We start from the raw sequence: 23,705 nt of genomic DNA, 5'->3' as shown, positions 1-23,705 counted from the left end.
TGCAAATGTAGGTGCTCGTGCAAAAATAAAATGTAACCGATGTTACAATATGCACATTTTTACTTATTAAGCAGAGTTTCTTTTGCATCTTAAAACAACAATCTATAGATTAATGCGTATTTTTAAACGACTAATCAACTTATATTATTGACTAAAATTTACCGATTGATATTTTTGAGCTATATTCAATTCCAGTATTACAATGAAATATTGTAGCCAATGACAAGTTTACGCCACATATCATCTCCTTTCTTCTTAAAGATATCCATCATCTTTATTGTTATGATTTTGCCTTTTTCCCTGCTCTCCCAGAATGATGACAATGATGAAGATGATGATGAATCGGTTAGAATTGTTGCCGATTATGAAGCCTTGTACTGCTCGGCAACCAACGGAGAAATGCTTCCTATGCAGCAGCTTAAACTCTTAATTAAGGGGCCCAAGGATAAAAACTGGTATGTAAGCTATTCGGTTAATAATAGCCCGGCAATGACCGCCAATGGGAACAAAGCCATTAAAATTTCAGAATATCAAATATCTCTTTTTCTTAGAAACTTAAGTGGTAAAATTCAGGATTATACCATTGAACTGAAAAAAGCCTGGTTGGAAGATTTAACTCCTCTGCACATTCCTACTGATGCCAATTCAGCAAGCATACATTTACTCCCTCTTCCAGATCCTGAATTCAATGATTATTATCCAAAAGCCAAAACCCGTTCTACTAAAAAATACAGTGCTAACATTGGCAAAAACTCCTCCTACAAGGTAGTTCTTCCTCAAGGTGCAAAAATGCATGAAAATAAAAGCAGGATTGAAGAAAACAGTAAAAAACTTGATCTAAAAATTGAATGGCCTGACAAGGAAGGAGCCAAATTCTTTAAACTTATCGAGACAGATGCTTTTGGATGCAACAGCGATACCATTTATGCTGGCATTGATATCGTAAATAGTTTTAGCGTTGATTTGGGAGATACAAAGAATATCTGCTCCGGAGATTCATGTGAGTTGTTGCCTGTTATTGATTTACCCTCTAACTATTCTTTTAAATGGAAGACAGGAGAAACAAGTAAATCGATTACTGTTAGCAAATCAGGAAGCTACGAATTAACAGTTACAGATATAACCGATAATCAAAAGGTAAATGCCTCTGTTGATGTGGTGGTTCATAAGGCACCAAAAATTTCCATTAATGATTTGCTTGTTTTATTAGATCAAGAGCATACCATTGATATTTATGATGAAGGTTGCCTTTATTTATGGTCCGATGGAAGTACCGATGCTACAAATACATTTTCTGAATCAGGAAACTATTCTGTTACCAAAACATCAGCTTTCGGATGCTCAGTTACTAAAAATTTCAAAGCGAAACTAAAAGATGAAATCTTTAATATGGAATTACCGGAAATCATTCACATGTGTGGCAATGAGAAAATGATCTTAAGTCCGGCTCTATCCATTAATCAGGACTATTCATTTGAGTGGAGCACAGGATCAAAAGAGAAAGAAATTACAATTGAAACTGCCGGAGTATATTCGGTAAAGGTAAGCGACCCCGACGGATTCTCGAAAACGGCAAGTACTGAAATAAAATATCACCACAAGCCTATTGTTGATTTAGGCTCTGATTTGGTACTCTGGGAAGGTGAAAAGGTCTTGCTAAATGCACAAAATAAAGGCGCAAGTTACATATGGAACACTGGTGCTACCAGCCAAACAATAGAGGCCAATAGTGGTGGTATATATGTTGTTCAAGTTTCGGATCAGTACGGTTGTTCCAACAAGGATACTTTGTATATCGATTATAAGAATGGGCATAAATTTGGCGTATACCTGGGCGAAGATCAAAGCATATGCGAAGGTGATTCGGTATATGTTACAGTGCAACTGGAAGGAAATCCGAAACCTCCCTTAAGCTACAAATGGATTGGCATTGACTGCAATGCTCCTGAAACTTACCTGAAAAAGCAAGGACAGTACTTTGTAGAAGTAAGCGATGCCAACGGGAACAAAGAGTCGGATCATATGGAACTTATCAGCAAGGAAGTTCCAAGGGTGGAACTGGGTCAAGATCTTGTTTCATATCCCAATGAAGGAATTGTATTGGATGCAGGAACAGCAAATTGCTTTTATACCTGGTCTACTGGTGAAATCACTCAAAAGATAAAGGTAAATACCGAAGGACAGTATTGGGTAAAAGTAATCAACCAGGTAAATTGTACCGCTCAGGATACGATCGAAGTGGGCTTCCTTGAAGATTATCCATTTGTTGGATTGCCTAAAGCATTCTCGCCAAACGGTGATGGCCACAATGACAAACTATTTATTCATGGCTCCAATTGCAAAAATGCCACTTTAATGATATACAATCGACTCGGGCAAAAAATCTTCGAAAGCAAAAACATTAATGTAGGTTGGGATGGATATTTTAAAGGGGAACTTCAAGATATCGACGTATATGTTTATGTTCTGAAAGTGACTTACCATGATGGTAAAAAAATGATTAAAAAAGGGAACGTATCTCTTCTTCGATAAATCATTAAACAATTTTATATTTCTATTTTTATTGTGTAATTTTCTCACTCTTTAACCATACACAATAGCACTTATGCTTTTTGCAAAAAACCTCACAAAATCATACAATGAAGTAAAAGCTCTTTCGAACGTTAACTTATCCATTCAAAAAGGAGAACTTTATGGCATGCTTGGGCCAAATGGAGCCGGAAAAACAACTACCATAAGCATATTGAGTTCCTTGCTAAAACCCGATGAAGGCGAAATCTTCTACGAAGACAAAAATCTGTATCAAAACCTTGCGGAATGTAAGAAACTAATAGGTGTTGTTCCTCAGAAAATTGCATTATACGAAGATTTAACTGCCTCAGAGAATCTTAAATTCTGGGGAACCATGTATGGAATAAAAGGCCAAAGTTTGCAAAAAAAGTGTGATGAATTGTTAGATTTTCTGGGACTTTCCGACAGAAAAAATCACAAGATAAAAACCTACTCAGGCGGAATGAAGCGAAGAATTAATATTGCCGCTGCCCTACTCCACAATCCCAAAATTGTATTTATGGATGAACCAACAGTGGGGATTGATCCGCAAAGTAGAAATCTGATATTTGAGGTAATTGAAGAACTGCACTTACGTGGATTAACAATGATTTACACCACTCATTACATGGAAGAGGCAGAACGTTTGTGCGACAGAATTGGAATAATAGATGAAGGCAGAATCATTGCTGAAGGAAGTTTGGACGAGCTGAAAGCCGACTCTTCATTAAAAGAGGAAATTCATTTGAAGTATTCCAATCCCAACCAAAGTGGACTTGATCCATTGACAGATCGTTACAAAGGACAACTTCTTATCAATGAAGATCACTTAATTCTTTCATCATCGAAGGCCAATGCAGAATTGCCAGGCTTAATTCAATTGTGTTCTAAATGTGAACTTCTGCTTGATAAAATCGACATTAGAAGTCTGAGTTTAGAAAGTGTTTTTCTTGAATTAACCGGCAAATCATTAAGAGACTAAATCCATCTAATTTTATCTGTTTATGTTTTTTTCCATTTGTCTGATGGATACCACAAGATCAAAATCAAATTACCGAATATATTGAATCATTAATTTAATCATGCTCGTTTTAAAATTACCATTTTATGTTTACAATAGCACTCAAAGGCATCAAAAGATATTTTAAAGATAGAACTGCAGTTTTTTTATCACTTCTACTTCCCATAGTACTCATCACCATTTTTGCCTTAATGTATGGTGGAATTGGTAAATCTGAAAAATCGAAAGCCGTTAACCTGCTTTTTGCAGATGAAGACAATACAGCCCTTTCACAAGAGGTTTTCACCAAATTAGACGCAGATGAAGGCTTGAAACTGGAACCGAAAACATATGCTGAAGCCGAAAGCTTAATCAAAAAAGGAAAAAGAACAGCTGTATTGGTATTGTACAAAGGCTTTCAGGACTCGGTTGAAATGGGAAAAAAAGTTCCAATGGAACTTTTCTACGACCAAGCAAAGGAGATAGAAATGGGTCTGCTGCAACAGGCTTTGTGGTCGAACCTGTTTGGTATTACCATGAAGAAAGGAATAAAAGGAAAGGTAAACAATTGGATAAAAGAGAAAAATCCGGATTTGAATGATTCTCAAATTGCAGATATTCAAGCGCAGGTTGAAGAACAGTTTAGTGGGTTTGAATCATCAGGAAAATCATCAGAAATAAAAGAAAACTCTGAACTTCCTATGACTGCTTTGGTGAGTGAAACACAAAATGGTAACCTGGGACTGGTTCAGGCCATAGCAGGAGTAGCCATTATGATGTTACTGTTTAGTGTTTCGGCCAGTGGTGCCACATTACTTCAGGAAAAAGAAGACGGAACGTTCAAACGTCTTTTAATTACACCTATAAATCCTTCCGAGATTCTATATGGCAAAATGCTATCAACTCTTTTTATGGCAATATTACAGTTAACCGTAATGTTCCTCTACTCGTGGTTGGCCTTAGGCTTGGATATTTTCATTAACCTGCCTGCTTTAGTTCTAATGATTCTTTGTGCAGCAATTGCCTGTTCAAGTTTTGGGATATTTATGGCCTCGGTTTGTAAAAGCAGAAAACAGGTAGAAAGTTTATCCACTCTTATCATTCTTGTTGTATCAGCCATAGGTGGAAGCATGATGCCATTGTTCTTTATGCCTGCAATTATGAAAAAAATAGCAGTAATCTCGGTTAATTATTGGGCAATGGAAGGCTTCTTTGATATTTTCTGGAGACAATTGCCATTAATCGATATTCTTCCTAAAATGCTAATTTTATTGGGAATTGGTACTTTACTCACCGCCATTTCTGTTATCAGCTTCAGAAGAAATTTATTGAAAATGGTATAGATGTTTTAAGATTGAATGAGCATCTCGTTCATAAAAAGGATCAAACCCTCTTTTATTCTTTGAAGATTGGCAAGAAACCCCTATCATTGAGAAAAAATTTAATTGAATACAACAAAATGCAATTTGAACAGCTTTCTCAATCTCCTGTGTTTAGAGGGATTTCTCCAACAGAAATGGAATCTTTGTTGCAGGGAGCTCAATATAAAATTAAAAAATACACTAAAGGTGATATGGTAGCCTTTCGCGAAGATCGTTGTGAGCATTTAATGATTGTAATGAAAGGCAGTGTGAAAGGAGAAATGCTAGATCCTTCAGGAAAAAGCATTAAAATTGAAGATATTATGGCTCCCTACCCAATTGCATCTGCCTTTTTATTCGGACAAAAAAACCAATTTCCGGTTAATGTTACAGCTAACGAAGATGTAGAAATCTTTTCTTTGGCTAAAGAATCTGTTGTTGACCTGTTCCAGAAGAACAAAATATTTCTTACCAATTACCTAAATTCTATTTCGAACCGAAGTCAGTTTTTAGCCAACAAATTGATGTTCCTTAATTTTAAAACAATCAAAGGAAAATTGGCCAATTACATTCTAAAACTGGCTGCTCCTGATAAGGTTCAGGTTAGTTTGCCCAAGTCGCAATCAGAAATGGCTCAGTTTTTTGGGGTAACCCGTCCCTCCTTTGCTCGCAGCCTAAAAGAAATGGAAAAAGAAGGCTTAATACAAACCAATCGAAGAGAAATCAAAATCCTGAACAGACAACAACTAATTAGACTTCTCCAACAATAAACCGGCATGCATCTTTTTTACCAATAACTTTTTGTTTTCTGATTTCAGAAAACAAATTAATTCTTACTTTTGTGGGCTGAAAACAAGGCTTCTTTTTAATTGTTTTAAATTAAAAGAAGAGCTTTATCTTTTTATACTTATTGATTTTTGATTGATAGGAGATTCAAAAAGATTTTAAAGCGGGATCATGCATAATATTTTAAAACAATAAGAAATGCACAATAAAAACAATATTTCTGAAAAGATTTACTGGGTAGGAACAAATGACCGTAGAACCCATATTTTCGAGAACTACTGGCCCTTGCCAAAAGGTGTTGCTTATAACTCATATGTTATTGCAGATGAAAAAATAGCTATCGTCGATACAGTTGAAAAAGGGACAATGGACGAATATCTTGACAATATAGAGGAAGTTCTTGATGGTCGTAAAGCTGATTACCTAATTGTTAACCACATGGAACCTGATCATTCCGGTTCAATTCGATCCTTGGTTGAGCGCTATCCTGAAATGAAAATTGTTGGCAATAAAAAAACTTTCCCTATGCTGGAACGTTTTTACGGGATAAAAGACAATTTAATGGAGGTTAGAGAAGGCGACAGTATCGATTTGGGTGAGCACAAATTGAACTTCTACATGGTTCCAATGTTACACTGGCCGGAAACCATGGTAACATTCGAATCAAACAACGGAATACTGTTCTCGGGTGATGCTTTTGGTGCTTTTGGTACACTTGATGGTGGCATTTTCGATGATGAATTGGATTTAGATTACCTGGAGGAAGAAATTAGTCGTTACTATTCAAATATTGTTGGGAAGTATGGCCGCCCAACTCAAAATGCATTGAAGAAACTTGGTGGACTTGAGATTAAAATGATTTGTGCAACTCACGGACCGATCTGGAGAACCCATATTGCTGATATTGTTGCCAAATACGACAAGTGGAGCCAATACAAAACCGACAAAGGTTGTGTAATCGTATACTCATCGATGTATGGTAATACCGAAAAAATGGCCGATAATATTGCTCGCCATTTGGTAAAGAAAGGAATTAAAAAAATCCGTATTCACGATTCTTCAAAAACACATCCTTCATACATTATCAATGATATTTTTAGATATCGAGGAGTAATTTTGGGTAGCTGTGCCTACAATGGAGATGTATTCCCAACCATGGAAACCTTAATCAATGAATTGGAACACATGGGAGTAAAAGATCATGTATTGGGTGTATTCGGTTCTAAATCGTGGGGAGGCGGAGGCCTGAAGCGATTGAATAAATTTGCTGAGAACATCAAATGGGAAACCATTGAGGTTAGTCCCGAAGCTTTATGCGCTCCCGGAAAAGAAGATTTCGATCAATGCGAAGCTTTGGCTGATGGTATGGCAAAACGCTTGAAGGAATTGTACTCTTAAATTCCGAAAAAACATTTCATAAGAACGCCCATAAAACAAATGATTTTTTGGGCGTACTCTTATTAGAATGTATCTTATTTTTCCGATCAGTGAAATTTTAATTCGGCATAATAAGGCAAATGATCCGATGCTTCCGCAAATTTCTTAGCTACAAATGCCTTTGTATGCTTAAAATCTTTTTTCGTATAAAAGATGTAATCCAGCCTTTCTGAAGGATTTCGTGATGGATATGTTTTTTCATACTGAGACATGTCTATACCTCCGGCACAGGCTAATATTTCCTCTTCCAAGAATATTTTTATTGCCGAATTTTTATAATTCGGATCACTATTAAAATCTCCCAACACAATTACGGGTGAATTTTGAGCTTCGCTTTTTACCAATTTCAATACAGATTTTAGCTGGTCTATTCTTGTAGCCTGGTCAAATGCCTCAACATGAATATTAATAAGAGTAAAATCTTTAATAGGATGCTTACATCGAACAAGCTGCGCAAGACGATCTAAATAAAATGCATCGTAATAAAAAGGGTTACTTTCAACTCTTTTCAATACATTTCTTTCATGATTCACAATTTCGTATTTGCTCATCACCGATTGCCCTGATAATACTTTACCAAAATTAACCCGGATAGGCCAATAAGGAAAAGGCACATATTTCTTATCCCAGTTCACAGCAGTTGCCGAATATGTAAATAAGCCATTGGCTATTTCCTTGTTCTGATCCAGATAATATGAGCGTTTGCTATTAAAATCAATCTCCTGCATTGCTACGATATCAACATTCAGATTACCTAGCTCATTAATTACATGCTGTAAATTATCATCATACCATTTTTTTGCAGCTCTAACTGGCTGGTTATTCGTCATTCCTGATAAATAACCAATATTATAAGTCATTACATGCAATACACTGTCACACTTATGCCGTATTTCATTTTCATGATTTTTTATTAAGCAATACTGATCTGAAGATAAACTGGATTGTTTTGCCCAAAAATAGAATCCAATAAATATCAATAAAATCACAAATATCGCTTTAGCAAGAAAGCCAGCCAATCGTTTCATAATACAAAGTTTACAAGTTATGCCAGTATCAGTATGAAATAATCATTTCACAATAAAACCGAAAGTAATGGTTAATGAATATTATCACCTTTAAAGTAAAATACAAACACTTTACGATTCATTAACTATTATTAATATTTTTTTAAATATTCTTTAAGCAATCGACACAAATACTTAACCATTATTATAAAATCATATAACCTACAATTATACTTAACAATGTAATATTGATTTTTAACCTTAATAATCTGATATACTTATGAAACAAATGTTTATTGCCCTAATAGCTATTCTTAATATTCAATTGTGCTTGGGACAAAAATTGAATACTCTACATGGGTCGGTAAGTGACCCAAATGGGAGTGCCTTAATCGGAGCTAATGTTTACATCGAAGAATTAAAACTTGGTTCGGTTAGCGATTTTAATGGTAATTATAGTATCGATAAAATTCCGGATGGTGAGTATAATATCACTGTAAGCTACATTGGATATACTAAATACTCCACCAAAATAAAGATTACCAAAACAACTGAATTAAAGATTGAATTGCAGGAAGGTGTTGTTTTAAAAGGCCTTATTGTAACAGCACAAAAAAGAAGTCAATCTATTGTAGAAATACCCACCGCTTTAAGCTCTGTATCAGGCAATTTTATCGAAAATACAGGTTTTACACAAATGGACCAACTGGCCGATTACATACCCGGAATTCAACTACAAATACAAAGTCCAAACAATCCCGGATTTGTAGTTAGAGGGATTACCAGCGATAATGGTGCTGCCAATATCGAACCAAGGGTATCTGTTTTTCAGGACGGCGTTTCAATAAGTAAATCAAGAGGTTCGATAGTAGAAATTTACGATATGGAACGCGTTGAGGTTCTAAAAGGCCCACAAGGAACATTATTTGGAAGAGGAGCACAAATTGGAGCTATTCATTTCATTCAAAACAAAGCTAAAAACGAAACTTCGGGATCAATTCGCATAGCTTCGGGAAACTATGACAATAGAAGTGCACAAGGATATTTTAATACCCCACTGCTTAAAGACAAATTGTTCTTTCGTTTGGCAGGTTATTATCAAGAGCGCGACGGATATATAAAAAATCTATCGGGAGGAAACCTAAACGGAAAAGACACAAAAGCTTTTAGAGCCTCATTAAAATTATTGGCAGGTCGTAAAACCAAATTCGATTTAATCTATAATTATCAGAAGGATACTCCTCCGGGAACAGCCTTTAAAAGTGGAACGTATGCTCCACTAGATGGAGATACAAAAGCATGGAATTTTGCTGATTTGGATGAAGGAAAAGATTTAGGCCTTGACAGAAAAGTTTGGGGAATCACCCTTCAGGGAAAGCACTTTTTTAACAATCAATTAAGCTTAACATCAATAAGTGCTTATCGTGAATTTGATTCTTACGAATCATTCGATGCCGATGGTACTGTGGCACCTGCTTTATGGTTTGCTGAAGATGCCTTAGGTGAGCAATTCAGCCAGGAATTTCGATTGAATTTAAAACTGAATGATAAACTGGAAGGTTTCGCAGGAGCAAACTTGTTTTATGAGAAAGGTTCACAAAAAGTACCTTTTAGCACCGACGAAAGATCTTATTTCGCTTTAATCTCGCCAATTTTGGCTAACTCAATCAATCCGTCGTTACAAGCCTTAGGCACACAATTAAACCCTATTCCATTGGTGTTGAATGGACAAGCCCTATTGCCTGCATCAGGAAGCGAACTATTAAGCAATCCTCTACCTCCTATTGGAGTGTTGCCACCAGAAGTGCAACAACAGGTAGCCGCTTTGTATGCTATTTTGCAAAGCCCCTTATTAACCAGTCATAACGAATACTATAAAAACTATGGAGAAAATACTGCATTTGAATTTTTTGCCGATGGAACATACAAACTTAGTAACAGGTTAAAACTTACTGCTGGACTTCGTTTGAGTATTGAAAAAATAAAATCGGCTTTCGAAGCAGCAAATTTAGATTCTCAAAATGCTAATCTGGGTTTTGTAAGTAGTGCGGGACCAAACATTTTGTTTATGCCTACAGAAAAAACAGAACATGATAAAAGCTTTACATCCTTGGTAGGAAGGCTGGCCTTAAACTATTCACTTTCCGATGAAATCAACCTATATGCAACTGCCGCCAGAGGAAGAAGACCAAATGTGATTCAATTTATATCAAAACCAAACAACGATGCGTACTTTACAAGCAGTTACGAACCGCAAGTATTGAAACGAGAAACTGTAAATAGCTACGAACTAGGCGTAAAAGGTTTAAGTATGGGTCAAAGTTTTTATTTTGATGCAGCTACTTATTACTACGACTATAAAAATTTCCAAACCAACACCATTGATTCACAAACCAATCAAATACTTGTAAAAGATGCAGGTAATGCAAACTCTTATGGTTTCGAATGTTCTTTAAAATGGCGAGTTAGTGATTTACTAAATCTATATGGGAACTACTCTTATATTCACGCCGAATTCGATGACAAAGACTCCGACGGAAATCCACAAGAGTATGCTGGAAACACATTCAGATTAACCCCTGAGCATACCATGGGCTTAGGTTTGGATTTTGAAGTTCCTTTATCTGATAATCTTCTATTCTCGTTGCATCCAAATTATAACTACAGAACAAAAGTTTATTTTGAAGAGAGCAATCTGGATATAGAATCACAAGATGCTTATGGAATTTTTAATATTAGAGGCGGTTTCAATCTTAAGAAAGAAAAACTTCATTTTAATTTCTATGTGAACAATGCATTTGATAAAAATTACTTAATTGATGCAGGAAACACAGGTCGTAATTTTGGAATTCCAACTTACATTGCGGGTACACCGCGCTTTTATGGAGCTGAAATCAAATTCAATTTCTAATCGTTCCAACTTATTTTAAATGGCAGAATACATTAAAAGTTAATAGAATCTGTTCACCTAATACCAGTTTTATCATGAAGTATCATATTATTTCATGATAAAACTGGTATAAAAATCTAATCGGTAAATTAAAAAACGATTTCCAACTGTAATCGTGTATAGCTATAATTTCCCGATAAATCGGCACTCAAACCCACATTTCCACTAAGATCATTTCCCATTTTCCAACGAATACCAAAATTAGGAACCACCCAGGCATTGTATTTTTCTCTTCCTCATCGTAACAAGAATAACAATCGTCCTCCTCTTCATTGGTAATCAAATATTCTCCAAAACTTAGCAAGTCTGTTCCCATACCTAAATAACGTGAGTTCGACATAAAATTCTATCCACAGAAAGTTCTATTTGCGATAGATTTGCATTAAAATTTTGGAAAGAATAGCGGGCTATTTTGAGAAATTTTTAATGTGAAGATCTCGTAAAGAGAACTTTCCATTATGTGTTTGCCTGCTTTCGGAATAAATTTCCTCAAATCTTCTTGAAATATCCCGATATTCCTTCGAAAATTTGAGAAAATTTCTACTCAAAATCAGTGCAAACTGTGAACGAATTTTACGTCGAACTCACGTTAAATAGGGCTGCACTTTGCCCTCTCCCAAAAAACCCGGGTATGCACCAACCATAAAAAGTTAGTTCATTAAAATTCAAGTCTTTTGCTTCCGGCATCTCATTATGATCCTTCCAATGGGTAACACTAAACTCGGTTCCAAAATAAAATACTCCATTGTTAGCACCCAAATTCACACTAAAAGAACTCCCGTTATGTGCAAAATCTCTTGCTTCTCCGGATGTCCATGCTGGTCCATAATGTAAACCTACTTCCAAATCACTTTCATGATGCTTTTCCTTTTTTGTTGAAAAATCGAAATGTTTGCTTGTATTTTGGCTATCAAAAGAATAATGCACCACATTTTGTGCAGCTAAAAAATTGCATGTCAGCAAGACAAATAATAAGCTTAATAAGTTTTTTTTTCATGATTATTGTTTTTTATAAACCTATTCAGCAATAAATCACCACCTATCAACTTGTTTTTTTATGATTTTTTAACATTTGATTTATCAGACTCAAAAAAAGAGGCCTCTCAATTTTGAGAAGGCCCCTTTATGATATATCTGTTTTTTGATATTATATCTGTATCATATCAACTTTTCAATCGCCGATTTAATTCTGCCAATTGCCTCAGCCATTTGTTCTTCGCTGGTTGCATAAGATAAGCGCAAACATTCCGGAGCACCAAAAGCCTCACCGGTTACAGTAGCTACATTGGCATACTCCAACAGGTACAAACTTAAATCGGTTGAATTATTAATTGTTACACTTCCGTTGGATTTACCAAATATACTTTTAACCTGAGGAAACAGATAAAAAGCACCATTGGGCTTACGAATTTCAAATCCGGGAACTTCTTTTAATTGTGCCAAAGCCAAGTCTCTTCTTTTCTTAAAAGCAGCCCTCATAGTTTCAACACTTGATTGATCGCCATCCAAAGCTGCAACCGATGCCATTTGAGCAATCGAAGATGCTCCTGAAGTCATTTGACCTTGCAATTTACCACAAGCTTTTGCAAGCCATAATGGAGCTGCAATATAGCCAATCCTCCAGCCTGTCATTGCATAACCTTTAGAAACACCGTTGATTACTATTACACGATCTTTCATGTCTTCAAATTGCGCAATGCTCTCGTGAGCTCCTGCATAGTTAATGTGCTCATAAATTTCATCCGACATTACAAGAATTTCCGGATACTTTACAAACACATCGGCTAATGCTCTTAATTCCTGTTTTGTATAAAGACTACCTGTTGGGTTACTCGGAGAACTAAATAAAAAGGCTTTGGTTTTGGGGCTAATTGCTTTTTCCAACTGTTCAGGAGTAATTTTAAAATCCTGATCAATATTGGTTGGAATAAAAACACAGCTACCTTCGGCCAACTTTACAATTTCGCTATAGCTTACCCAAAATGGTGATGGAATAATTACTTCATCTCCTTCGTTAACAATGCTCATCATGGCATTGGCAATGGACTGTTTCGCTCCGTTTGATACAACAATCTGATCTGATGTATAATCCAAACCATTTTCGCGTTTTAGCTTGTTAACTACAGCCTGACGCAATTCAAGAAATCCGGGAACCGGTGAATAATGTGAGTAATTATCATCGATCGCTTTTTGTGCCGCTTTCTTAATATGGTCAGGGGTGTCAAAATCAGGTTCTCCAACACTCAGGTTAATAACATCGATGCCCTGAGCTCTCATTTCTCTGCTTTTCTGTGACATTGCCAGCGTTGGAGACAATTCCATCGCTGCAATACGGTCCGAAACTTTCAACATTCTAGATTTAATTTAGGGATTTAAAAATTTGCTTAATACTTTTGTTAAAATATGTTGTCCCCCTGTAAACAAAATGATTGTTCTACTCATCAATGTTTACGGCTGATAAAGATACTGTTTTTAAACATATCGGACATGTAATAAAATCGAATTTTTAATTTAAGCCTAAAAAAATGACAGGTGTTTTAGAAATAGTAAAATACATTTTACCATCACTGGTGGTTTTTGCTACTGCTTACCTAGTAATAAAAGCATTTTTTAAAAGAGATGAACAAAACAGAAAACAAGAATTCTTTCTTAATAATCAGAAAGAAATTACCCCTATCCGCTTGCAAGCTTATGAAAGATTAATCATTTTCCTGGAGCGAATACATCCCGAATCTTTAATCGTAAGGGAAAATGCTGTAGGTATGAGCAACCAACAGTTGCAACAAAAATTAATTGCTGCAATTAGAACCGAATTCGAGCACAATCTATCACAACAGGTGTATGTTTCGGCTGATCTCTGGAAAGAAATAAAAAGTGCTAAAGAAAGCATTCTTCAATTGATCTATTCGGAAGGTTCACAATTGCTGCCAAGCGATTCCTCTCTTGGTTTGAGCAAGACTGTAATTGAATCGCACATGCAGATTCAGAATCCACAAATCGACAAAACGATTGCTGCTTTAAAAAGTGAGGTGAGCAGTATTTGGAACTAGACTGCTATTCCATAACAAGTAAATTTAAAGAACGCATTTACTAAAAAATCCCTATTTTTGCGGAACTTTTCTAAAAAAATTTAAGCAATGATTTCATTCGACGATATCAAATTAAGCAAGCAAATCAGAATGGCTTTGGATGAAGCAGGATTTGAAAAACCTACCGAAATTCAGCACCAGGTATTTTCCCCTGTTCGTTCGGGAAAGGATATCATAGGTATTGCACAAACAGGTACAGGTAAAACACTGGCTTATTTGATGCCAATATTAATGAAATTGAATTTTGCCAAGGGAATGGATCCGCGTGCCTTAATCGTTGTTCCTACCCGGGAATTGGTTTTGCAGGTTTGCGAAACCATTGAGTTGCTTACTCCATATATAAACATCCGTGCTTTGGGGGTTTACGGAGGAGTAAATATCAATACACAAAAAGAAAAAGTATACGAAGGGGTTGATATTTTGGTAGCAACTCCGGGTCGTTTGATGGACATTTACATGACCCGTATTCTAAAAATGTCGCAAGTTAAAACTTTGGTGATTGATGAAGCAGACAAGATGATGGATCTTGGTTTTATGCCTCAGTTGAATGCCATATTCGATATTTTACCGGAAAAGCATCAGAATCTGTTGTTCTCTGCCACATTCTCTGATACTGTTTCCAAACTCTCCGACGATTTCTTGTTTTTACCAGAAAGAATTGAAGTTGCTCCGCAGGCAACAACGGTAAAAAACATTCATCAAATTCAATATCGTGTTCCAAATATCCTGAGCAAGATAAACCTCTTAAAGTATCTTTTAGAGGACAAAGAAGAGTTTAACAAGGTGATGGTGTTTACCGAAACCAAGAAGAATGCCGACAGAATTGTGGACAGACTGGAAGATATCCTGGGCGAGGAATTGAGCGTGATCCACTCCAATAAAGCTCAGAATACTCGTATTAATGCCTTAAATGCTTTTAAGGAAGGCAAAGCAAGAGTAATGGTTTCGTCGGATGTTGCTGCCCGCGGTATTGATATTGAAGATGTGAGTCATGTAATCAATTTTGATATTCCTACCAACTATGTGGAGTATGTTCACCGGGTTGGTAGAACCGGCCGTGCCGAAAAAGAAGGTACCGCTATCAGCTTTGTGAACGAAGGCGAGGAAGAATTGATGGAGCAAATTGAAGATTTGATTCGCAAGCCTGTCTCTCTCGAATCGGTTCCCTTGGATGTTGAAATTACATCTCAGCTTTTGGAAGATGAGAAAAAACAAACTCGAAACATCAAGGTAAAAAATACCGTGAGTAGAGATACAGGAGCCTTCCATCAGAAAAAAGCCAAAAATATGAAAACGCCTTCGGGTTCGAAAGGCCGACAAAAACAATTAGAAGCGCAAAAAAGAAATCGAAAGAAAAGAAATAAGCGCAAATAATGATAAGACCACACAAAAAAGCCGAACAAAATGTCCGGCTTTTCAATTTAAACGAATATGATTCTTACTTAATCATCTGAACGCTACGTTTCACAAATTTTGCAAGCTCCTCTCCTTTTAGCATGTTGTTTGCCAAAAGTGCAAGGTCGATCAATTGTTTTACCAACTGGTTGTCTGCACCAAACTCTTTAAGCAAGCCTTCTTTCTCGGCGTTTACCTCGGTAATTTGCTTCTGAACATCGGCCATCTTATCTTTCTCCTCTTGCGGAACTTCTTCTTCTTTTTTGTCTTTTTTCAAAGCTTCCAAAGCATCTCTTTCCTCGAAAAGTGGAGTCAATTTTGCCGAAACCTCTGTTAATTTGTCGCTCAACTTGGCATCCTTATCTTTCAAAATTGTTCCTACCAACTTGTGATCGGTATTTACAACCAAATTGTATGAATCGGGCATTTCGCCATAGAATCCCATTCCGGCATTCATAGCAGCCATATCCTTCATTCTGCGCATAAACTCCGCCTGGGTAATCATTAATGGTTGAGCTTCCTCGCCTAAGGATTCGAAAGTTACCATGTAATTTACACCCTCGGTTGGCAATTGAGCATTGAAAACAGGAATCAAATCAGTCTTTTCCTCTTCTGAAAGTTTAGACTCTTTTACCTCATCTTTCTGAATCAACTTGTCAACAACATCAGAATCTACACGTACATATTTCTTGTTTGTTTCTTTCTGCTCCAAGTGGTTGATGATGTGATTATCCAACTGGCTATCCATCAACAATACATCATATCCTTTTGCTTTTGCTGCTTCAACATACGAGAACTGAGCGTCCATATCTGTAGCATACAAATTAATGATATTGTTCTCTTTATCGGTCTGATTTTCCTTAACGATTGCTTCGTACTCTTCCAATGTAAAATACTTTCCTTCGGTATTCTTAATCAAGAAGAATTTTTTGGCTCTGTCGAAGAATTTTTCCTCGGTCAACATGCCATACTGAACAAATAAACGAAGGTCATCCCATTTGTTTTCGAACTCTGTTCTATCTTTCTTGAAGATGTCCAGTAGGCTATCAGCCACTTTTTTGGTAATGTGATTCGAAATTTTCTTCACATTTCCGTCAGACTGAAGGTAGGAACGAGACACGTTTAATGGAATATCCGGTGAATCGATAACACCATGTAGCAAAGTCAAAAACTCAGGAACAATTCCTTCAACCGAATCGGTTACAAAAACCTGGTTACAGTACAACTGGATTTTGTTCTTCTGAATTTCAACACTGTTTTTGATTTTTGGGAAATACAAAATCCCCGTAAGGTTAAAAGGATAATCAACATTTAAATGAATGTGGAACAATGGATCCTCGCCCATTGGATACAACTGACGGTAGAAGCTTGAGTAATCCTCTTCCTTCAAATCAGCCGGTTTCTTGGTCCAAGCCGGATTGATATCGTTAATTACATTGTCCTCATCGGTCTCCTCTTCCTTACCATCTTTCCACTCTTTCTTTTTACCAAAAGCAATCTCGATTGGCAAGAATTTACAGTACTTGTTCAACAATTCCTGAATGCGGCTTTCTTCCAAAAAATCCTTCTCGTCTTCCGAAATGTGCATTACAATGTCGGTACCTCTTTCCGCTTTTTCAACTTCCTCGATAGAGTACTCCGGATTCCCTTCGCAGCTCCATTTTACAGCCTTTGCGTCTTCTTTATGCGATAGAGTTACAATATCCACCTTATCGGATACCATAAACGAAGAGTAAAATCCTAAACCAAAATGACCGATAATGGCATTCGCCTGATCTTTGTATTTATCAAGGAATTCTTCGGCTCCCGAGAAGGCAATTTGGTTAATGTATTTTTCGATCTCTTCCTGAGTCATACCAATACCTTTATCCGAAATGGTAATGGTTTTAGCTTCTTTATCAATGTTCACACGAACAGTTAGGTCACCCAATTCACCTTTGAATTCGCCGGTTGAAGACAAGGTTTTCAACTTTTGAGTTGCATCTACTGCATTCGACACAATCTCTCTCAAAAAGATATCATGATCTGAGTACAAAAATTTCTTGATAATTGGAAACAGATCGTTACTGGTAACACCAATTTTTCCTGTTGACATACTTATATTGTTTTAAAGATTAATTTTAATTTTTCCGATTGCCATTAGTCAAAGCCTGTGCCAATACAACAATTATGACATTAAGACAGGAAAGATGAAAAAAGTGCAGAATTTTGGCAGATGATATTACTCCTAATATGAAAAAATTTCTTGCACCAGTACTTAAATCAATACTGTTAACAAAATATAAAACTTCTTAAATGGCTTACTTTAAGATCATGCATTTTATAAATTCACACTTCACATTGTTTTTCCACTGTTTTAAAGTATATGATGTATCTAAAAACCACACATTTATTAAAAAGCCAACTTTTATTTAAACGATTGCCGGTTTTAAATAACGTGAGTTCGACGTAAACAAGCAAAACTATTGGGAAGTTGGTTATGGCTTATCGCAGATTTTCCTTTTTATGGATGTTGAAGTGGTGTGGAGTTTCGATGGCAAAAATCATAGAGATACCGGTGTGAAATTGAAGTTTAATTTTTAAGGATATTTAAGGAATTGCTTTTTAAGCCTGTCAGAGTTTGAAATCTTACAGGCTTTTGTTTTGGGCTATACAAAGCTAGTGTGAAGAGTGTTAATAAAACGAATTAAAGTTTTTGAAAATATTCTTCTATTTACAAGGCAAGGTTTACAGGCATAGCCTTAGCTACGGCGAAAAAGCTTAACGTAGTAGAAAGGAAAATAGGTCAAAAAATTAGTTCGGGGAATTAGCATTCTTTACACTAGTATGACGTCTTTACCAATGACAAAAATCCTTTGTTATCCTTTAGTGATGAAATACCGCAAATCCGAATTTCTGAGAACTTCAAAATCCGGAAATGGCAGTTCGCTCGATTTCTGAGCGAAATTTAATTTGAATTTTGCAGTGATCTGTCCGGATCAGTCTTTTTACAAATCATTTTCGGGAAATCTGACTTTCTGAAAGCCTTTTTTTATTCAAAATTGATTTCGATGGATTTCTGAAAGCATTTTTCTTCTGAAATTTAAAAATCGAACTTTCTCACTCCCATTTTTCATTTTGTTTTCATTTCTCCAGATTTCTAAGTCCAATTTCGCTTGTAAATTTCCTGATCTGGATTTCTGAGACAAAAAACACTGTCATTTTCACTAATCTGAATTTCGCACTCCTTTTTACAAGTAAAATTTTATTTCTCTGGATTTTTTCAGTCCAATTTCGCTTGTAAATTTCCTGATCTGGATTTCTGAGACAAAAAACACTGTCATTTTTCACTAATCTGAATTTCGCACTCCTTTTACAAGTAAAATTTTATTTCTCTGGATTTCTCACTCCAATTTCGCTTGTAAATTTCCTGATCTGAATTTCTGAGGCAACACAGCCTGATTTTTTATATAAATCTATTTTGTTAATTCGAAAACCGATCAATTTAACCATTGTCCATCAAATAACAAACACTGAAAAGCAAAAGTTTACACTTTAAGGATTTTTGTAAATTTTTCTTTTCTTAATAGATGCGTTTTTATTAAGTTCAAACCACTCAACGAAATATTTTAATTTAAACTTATCTAATAATGGATATAAAATTATTAAGATCATGTACAGGCGGCGAAGCATACGACGCCAGTAGTAACGCTCGATCTGTTCTTTCTAAAATCGATTTTAGCGCAGATACCAACCTAACTGCAATTGTTACCAAACTAGAATCGAAAGAAAACAGCCTTCTCAATTCAATTGGAGTTGAAAGCAAGTCGGAATTTACGGCTGAAATTTCGGCTTTGGATAGAATTTTTGATGACAGGATCATCTGTTTTAAAATGTTTGTGGAAGCCAACATGCATTTGGCAGATCCTATATTTGTTAACAAGGCCGGCAAAATCTGGGCTCAGGTAGATGCCAACGATCGCTATCTGTACAAATTGGGCTACGAAGATCAAATGACCCATGCCATGTCTTTATTTACCGAATTGGATCAGGAAGACTATCAGAGCATGATGTCAGATCTGTTTGGCGTAAAAGAAAGCTATACATTGTGCAAAACGGCTTACTCCAATTTGCAAAGTATGTATCGTCAGGGACAGGAAGTAAAAGCCATAAAAAAGCAAACCATTCCTTCCAGGGTATTTAAAAAAGAAGTAGTGGAAATTATCAATAAAAAATTACTTCCCTACATAGGAATTTTAACAGACAATCAGCCTGAAACCTATGCCGATACATATGCAAAGATTAATCACTACATCCATTTAATCAACCAAAAAATCAGAACTCGCAGAAGCAAAGCTACAACCGATGAAGAAGTAAGCAGCAAAGTGGATTAAGCGGTTGCAGGCAGAGACAAGGCTGAGAGGCCTTGTTTTGTTTTTTTAAGAAAGATCTGATATATCATCTTTATTCTTTAGCTCTGAGGTAAAAATCGGCAAGCTTAATTCTTCATTTTGCCACCGTTACACGGATAATTTCTTAAATTCTTTTTCCTTCCGGAAAATTATAATTCCCTCTACAAATTAGTAGAATATCACAACAATCATTGATAACATTTTAAAATGTCAGAATTCTGAACCTGACAGTTTTTTCGTTTGAAAATACTGTAGAGACGCAGTATACTGCGTCTCTACAGTATACTGCGTCTCTACGGAATTATTTCATCTCCACATAATCTCTCACCAACTTAAAAATTCCTTCGAATTGCTTGTAGGATAATCGGTCTGCCGTATCGGTGGTCTCATGATAATCGGCATTATCACCATGAGTATAAAAGAATACGGCTTTTACGCCTTTATCGTGAAAAGGGGCATGATCGGAAGAAGAAGATTCTGGTGTTCCAAACATATTAAACACATATTCCTTCTCTTTATTAATGGCTTGAAACTTTTTCATTTCATCAGGAACCATTTGCCCATTAATTACATAAATACCTTTCTCTCCTGTGGCAACCATATCAAAATTTAAAACCATTTTGGTTTGCTCCAGCGGAAACAATGGATTTTCAACGTAATGTTTCGATCCTAACAAACCAACTTCTTCGGCACTAAACAAAGCAAAAACCAAAGTGTAATGTGGCTTTTTCTTTTTGGCTTTAAAATATTTTGCCAAATTCAATACCATGGCAACTCCACTGGCATTGTCGTTAGCTCCCGGATACATGTTTTCGCCAAAATATCCTAAATGATCGTAATGTGCCGTAAATAGAATACAAGTATCTGTTTTACCAGGAAGATATCCCAGCAAGTTTTGCGTTTTATAATCCTCAATAAACTCACTTTTAATGTCGTATTGTATTGTCTTTGCTTTCGAATCAATTGCCCCGGTCTTCACCAATATTGTTGTAAAATCAACCAATTTATTTTTCGCCGAGTACTTCAATTTTCCATTGATCAGCACCATACCTTTTGCATCAAAAACATTCTTTTTCATCATGACTTGAGCAAAATCGTATAGCTCCGGATTATTTAATCCTGTTGAATCAATTGCCAAAAATGAATTTGAATGATCCTTCTTCATAAACGTACTAAGGGCATAGGTATTTTTAAAAATATCCTTGGTAATCCATGTTATTTTGGCTTCACCTTTTCCTGTTCTCACATCCGGGTTTACAACATACTCGCTTGCTGGCTTCAACTCTTTTCCATCGAATGAAAGCTTGGTATTCTTTGCAAAAGTGTTCACAGAAATTGAATAGGGCTGATAATAGTTATCAGTAAAACCTTTTAGCTTAATGCTCTTCATCTCTTTCGATAAATAGGCTGCTGCAACACTATCGCCTTTGTTTACATATCCACGACCGTGAAATTCTTTAGAGCTTAATTTTTCAACCAGCGTTCTGGTATAATCCATATCCTGAGCAAAACAGAAAAAGGATGACATGCAAAGGCCAATACTTATCGATATTTTTTTAATCATGACTTATGGTTTAATTAATGGTTTAGACTTTAAATTTAGAAAAAGAAAAGCTCTTATGGGATTACCTCTTTATATTATTCGTTGTAAACCCAAATTGGTGCGATAAAACGGGTCTTACAAAAAATGTGTGAAGAAAAAAAGAAGGCAAAGTTGCAATGAACTTTGCCTTCTTCAAATAATTAAAACTTATAGTATCCTTTTCGCAAAACTATTTTTTAATTGATGTGTGGCAAGAAGGAGTACTTCTCGCTATACTCTAGCATCTGTTCTGAAAAATCCATAGGATACGAAATCTCCACATCAACCATCTCATCATTTTCTATTACCGGATGATAATCAGGATTAATAAATCCGGCGTATGCAGCAAGCTTCAGTTTTTCGAATCGCCCTTTCACCTCCTTGTGCAAATCGGTATCTACCACAACTGCATAATCTTCAACCAAGGCTTTACCTGCCTCAAAATCACCTTCCGATTTAATTCTCTGAACCTCTGCAAGTAATTTTCCAAAAAGGTCTCGTAGTTTTTCGTAATCCTTTATCACAAAGAAAGTCTTATTCTCCTTTACGATTTTCTCGATGGCATTCTCACCCTTTTCAAAAACCCATTTGGCAATCAGTTGGCGATTTCGCATGTGCGATTCCTCGATATCCTTACCCAACTCTACTCGTGTAAGTTGGGTCATTAATCCATTGCGGATATATCCATCGTACTCTGCTTTGGCTACATCCAAACTTGGCATTAAGCCGATTTCAAGCATTTTCGGATCCATCATATAGTAAAGGGCAAACAAATCAGCTCTGGCCTCTTCCAAGGTCGAGTGATAATTCTTTAAGGCATCCATTCCAACCCCCGGCAACAATTGTCCTGACCCATGTCCCAAACATTCATGTAAATCGGTATGAAGATTTCCACCCAAATAGCCATGCTCTTTGGCCCTTGCAATTTCCTCCTGGTTATAGGCAAATTCTTCTAACATCCCACTTTTTAGTGATGATTGATGATAAGCATGCGTAATATTATCAATGGTTACCGATTTGCTACCATGTTCTTTTCGAATCCATTCGGCATTAGGCAAATTAATTCCTATTGGAGTAGCCGGATGACAATCGCCTCCCAACATGGCTACTGTAATCACTTTCGCACTAACTCCCTTCACTTCATCCTTCTTAAATCTATCATCAACAGGCGAATTGTCTTCGAACCACTGCGCATTATCCGAAATCATCTCGGTTCGTTTGGTAGCCTCAATATCCTTAAAATTAACCACCGATTCCCAGCTGGCTTTAAATGCCAATGCATCGCCATATACCTCAATAAACCCGTTCACCACATCCACATGCGCATCTAAATCCTTTACCCAGAGTATCGAGTACTCATCAAAAGTTTTTAAATCTCCTGTTTTATAAAAATCAACAAGTTTTAGTAACGATTCTTTTTGAAGATTACTATCAGCAACATCAATGGCTTTTTCCAACCAAAAAACAATTTTCTCGATTGCCTCGGCATACATACCATCAATTTTCCATACTTTTTCGATTAATTGACCATTCTCCTTAATCAACTTTGAATTTAAACCAACCGATAATGGTTGATCAGGATCTCCTTTGTATGCGCTTGAATAAAATTCTTCTGCTTCCTTCTGATTTACTCCTTCGTAATAGTTATTAGCAGAATCGGAGATTAAGTCCAAATCAGGATTTAAGACTACTCTCTTTGCCTCACTTTCCTTCTCAAAAATCACGGGAAGAAGAACATCCATCAAACCTATAAGTTCCTGTCCCTGTGCCAATGGTAATAAATCAGGATTGGTATTAGCCAGTAATTCTCCAAAATATTCCTCATCAAACTCGGGCATAAATTTATCCATGGAATAATGGTGATGAATACCATTTGAAAACCAAACCCTTTTTGTATAAACTAAAAATTTCTTGAAGTCGTCAGTCTCTCTATCACCATCATACGACTTTACAATCGCTTCTAATGTTCTTCTGATCCTAAGGTTGTATTTATTGTTCTGATCAAACAAAATATCACGACCACATCTTGCAGCTTCGGCCAAAAAATAGATCAACTTTTTTTGCTGTAAACTTAAGTCCTGAAATCCCGGAACCTGATATCGCAAAATTTTTACATCGGCAAATTGCTCCGTTTGGTATTTAAAAGTATCGTTCATA

General features: G+C 36.1%; 16 protein-coding genes. 9 read left to right on the top strand and 7 right to left on the bottom strand.

Annotation, left to right across the window (positions count from 1 at the left end; all coding sequences use genetic code 11):
- Positions 1-219: 219 nt before the first annotated feature.
- From ACO05S_RS15660 to ACO05S_RS15640, 5 genes are all read left to right on the top strand, one after another.
- A complete protein-coding gene (locus ACO05S_RS15660) occupies positions 220-2,532 on the top strand; it encodes a gliding motility-associated C-terminal domain-containing protein (protein WP_421918951.1) in 2,313 nt (770 codons plus the stop codon).
- Between the two features lie 73 nt (positions 2,533-2,605).
- Positions 2,606-3,532 carry an ABC transporter ATP-binding protein gene (locus ACO05S_RS15655; RefSeq protein WP_421918950.1) on the top strand — a complete coding sequence of 309 codons (927 nt, stop codon included), beginning with the start codon at positions 2,606-2,608 and terminating at the stop codon, positions 3,530-3,532.
- A gap of 125 nt (positions 3,533-3,657) precedes the next feature.
- Positions 3,658-4,893 (top strand): ABC transporter permease, encoded by a 1,236-nt coding sequence (locus ACO05S_RS15650; protein WP_421918949.1) that lies wholly within the window; start codon positions 3,658-3,660, stop codon positions 4,891-4,893.
- An 86-nt stretch (positions 4,894-4,979) separates the two neighbouring features.
- Positions 4,980-5,681: a Crp/Fnr family transcriptional regulator gene (locus ACO05S_RS15645; RefSeq protein WP_421918948.1), complete on the top strand. Its 702-nt coding sequence runs from the start codon at positions 4,980-4,982 to the stop codon at positions 5,679-5,681.
- 214 nt (positions 5,682-5,895) lie between these two features.
- Positions 5,896-7,095 carry an FprA family A-type flavoprotein gene (locus tag ACO05S_RS15640; protein WP_421918947.1) on the top strand — a complete coding sequence of 400 codons (1,200 nt, stop codon included), beginning with the start codon at positions 5,896-5,898 and terminating at the stop codon, positions 7,093-7,095.
- Between the two features lie 86 nt (positions 7,096-7,181).
- Here the strand turns inward: ACO05S_RS15640 and ACO05S_RS15635 are convergent, their stop codons facing one another.
- A complete protein-coding gene (locus tag ACO05S_RS15635) occupies positions 7,182-8,162 on the bottom strand; it encodes an endonuclease/exonuclease/phosphatase family protein (protein ID WP_421918946.1) in 981 nt (326 codons plus the stop codon).
- A gap of 259 nt (positions 8,163-8,421) precedes the next feature.
- On the opposite strand from ACO05S_RS15635, the gene ACO05S_RS15630 reads away from it, so the two are divergent.
- Positions 8,422-11,052 carry a TonB-dependent receptor gene (locus ACO05S_RS15630; RefSeq protein WP_421918945.1) on the top strand — a complete coding sequence of 877 codons (2,631 nt, stop codon included), beginning with the start codon at positions 8,422-8,424 and terminating at the stop codon, positions 11,050-11,052.
- A 187-nt stretch (positions 11,053-11,239) separates the two neighbouring features.
- Here the strand turns inward: ACO05S_RS15630 and ACO05S_RS15625 are convergent, their stop codons facing one another.
- From ACO05S_RS15625 to ACO05S_RS15615, 3 genes are all read right to left on the bottom strand, one after another.
- Positions 11,240-11,431: a hypothetical protein gene (locus ACO05S_RS15625; RefSeq protein ID WP_421918944.1), complete on the bottom strand. Its 192-nt coding sequence runs from the start codon at positions 11,429-11,431 to the stop codon at positions 11,240-11,242.
- 233 nt (positions 11,432-11,664) lie between these two features.
- Positions 11,665-12,054, bottom strand: a complete 390-nt coding sequence (locus ACO05S_RS15620; RefSeq protein WP_421918943.1) for a hypothetical protein — start codon at positions 12,052-12,054, stop codon at positions 11,665-11,667.
- A gap of 195 nt (positions 12,055-12,249) precedes the next feature.
- Entirely contained in the window at positions 12,250-13,443 is a 1,194-nt protein-coding gene (locus ACO05S_RS15615) for a pyridoxal phosphate-dependent aminotransferase (protein WP_421918942.1), read from the bottom strand.
- A gap of 173 nt (positions 13,444-13,616) precedes the next feature.
- Here ACO05S_RS15615 and ACO05S_RS15610 point away from each other — a divergent pair, with 173 nt between their 5' ends.
- Both ACO05S_RS15610 and ACO05S_RS15605 read left to right on the top strand, forming a co-directional pair.
- Positions 13,617-14,141 (top strand): hypothetical protein, encoded by a 525-nt coding sequence (locus ACO05S_RS15610; RefSeq protein ID WP_421918941.1) that lies wholly within the window; start codon positions 13,617-13,619, stop codon positions 14,139-14,141.
- A gap of 87 nt (positions 14,142-14,228) precedes the next feature.
- Positions 14,229-15,554: a DEAD/DEAH box helicase gene (locus ACO05S_RS15605; protein ID WP_421918940.1), complete on the top strand. Its 1,326-nt coding sequence runs from the start codon at positions 14,229-14,231 to the stop codon at positions 15,552-15,554.
- A gap of 64 nt (positions 15,555-15,618) precedes the next feature.
- Here the strand turns inward: ACO05S_RS15605 and htpG are convergent, their stop codons facing one another.
- Positions 15,619-17,670, bottom strand: a complete 2,052-nt coding sequence (gene htpG, locus ACO05S_RS15600) for a molecular chaperone HtpG (RefSeq protein ID WP_421918939.1) — start codon at positions 17,668-17,670, stop codon at positions 15,619-15,621.
- Positions 17,671-19,204: 1,534 nt separating this feature from the next.
- On the opposite strand from htpG, the gene ACO05S_RS15595 reads away from it, so the two are divergent.
- Positions 19,205-19,948: a hypothetical protein gene (locus ACO05S_RS15595; protein WP_421918938.1), complete on the top strand. Its 744-nt coding sequence runs from the start codon at positions 19,205-19,207 to the stop codon at positions 19,946-19,948.
- Positions 19,949-20,267: 319 nt separating this feature from the next.
- On the opposite strand, the gene ACO05S_RS15590 is transcribed toward ACO05S_RS15595, so the two are convergent.
- Both ACO05S_RS15590 and ACO05S_RS15585 read right to left on the bottom strand, forming a co-directional pair.
- Complete coding sequence (locus ACO05S_RS15590; RefSeq protein WP_421918937.1) at positions 20,268-21,530, bottom strand: M28 family metallopeptidase; 1,263 nt, start codon at positions 21,528-21,530, stop codon at positions 20,268-20,270.
- A gap of 215 nt (positions 21,531-21,745) precedes the next feature.
- The gene (locus ACO05S_RS15585) at positions 21,746-23,704 is read right to left on the bottom strand and encodes a dipeptidyl-peptidase 3 family protein (RefSeq protein ID WP_421918936.1); all 1,959 of its coding nucleotides are present in this window, start codon (positions 23,702-23,704) and stop codon (positions 21,746-21,748) included.
- Position 23,705 lies beyond the last annotated feature (1 nt).

It is taken from the genome of Marinifilum sp. (assembly GCF_965230805.1).
Taxonomy (GTDB): domain Bacteria; phylum Bacteroidota; class Bacteroidia; order Bacteroidales; family Marinifilaceae; genus Marinifilum.
The sequence above is the reverse complement of the archived record's forward strand: the minus strand, read 5'-3'. Positions and strand labels throughout refer to the sequence as shown.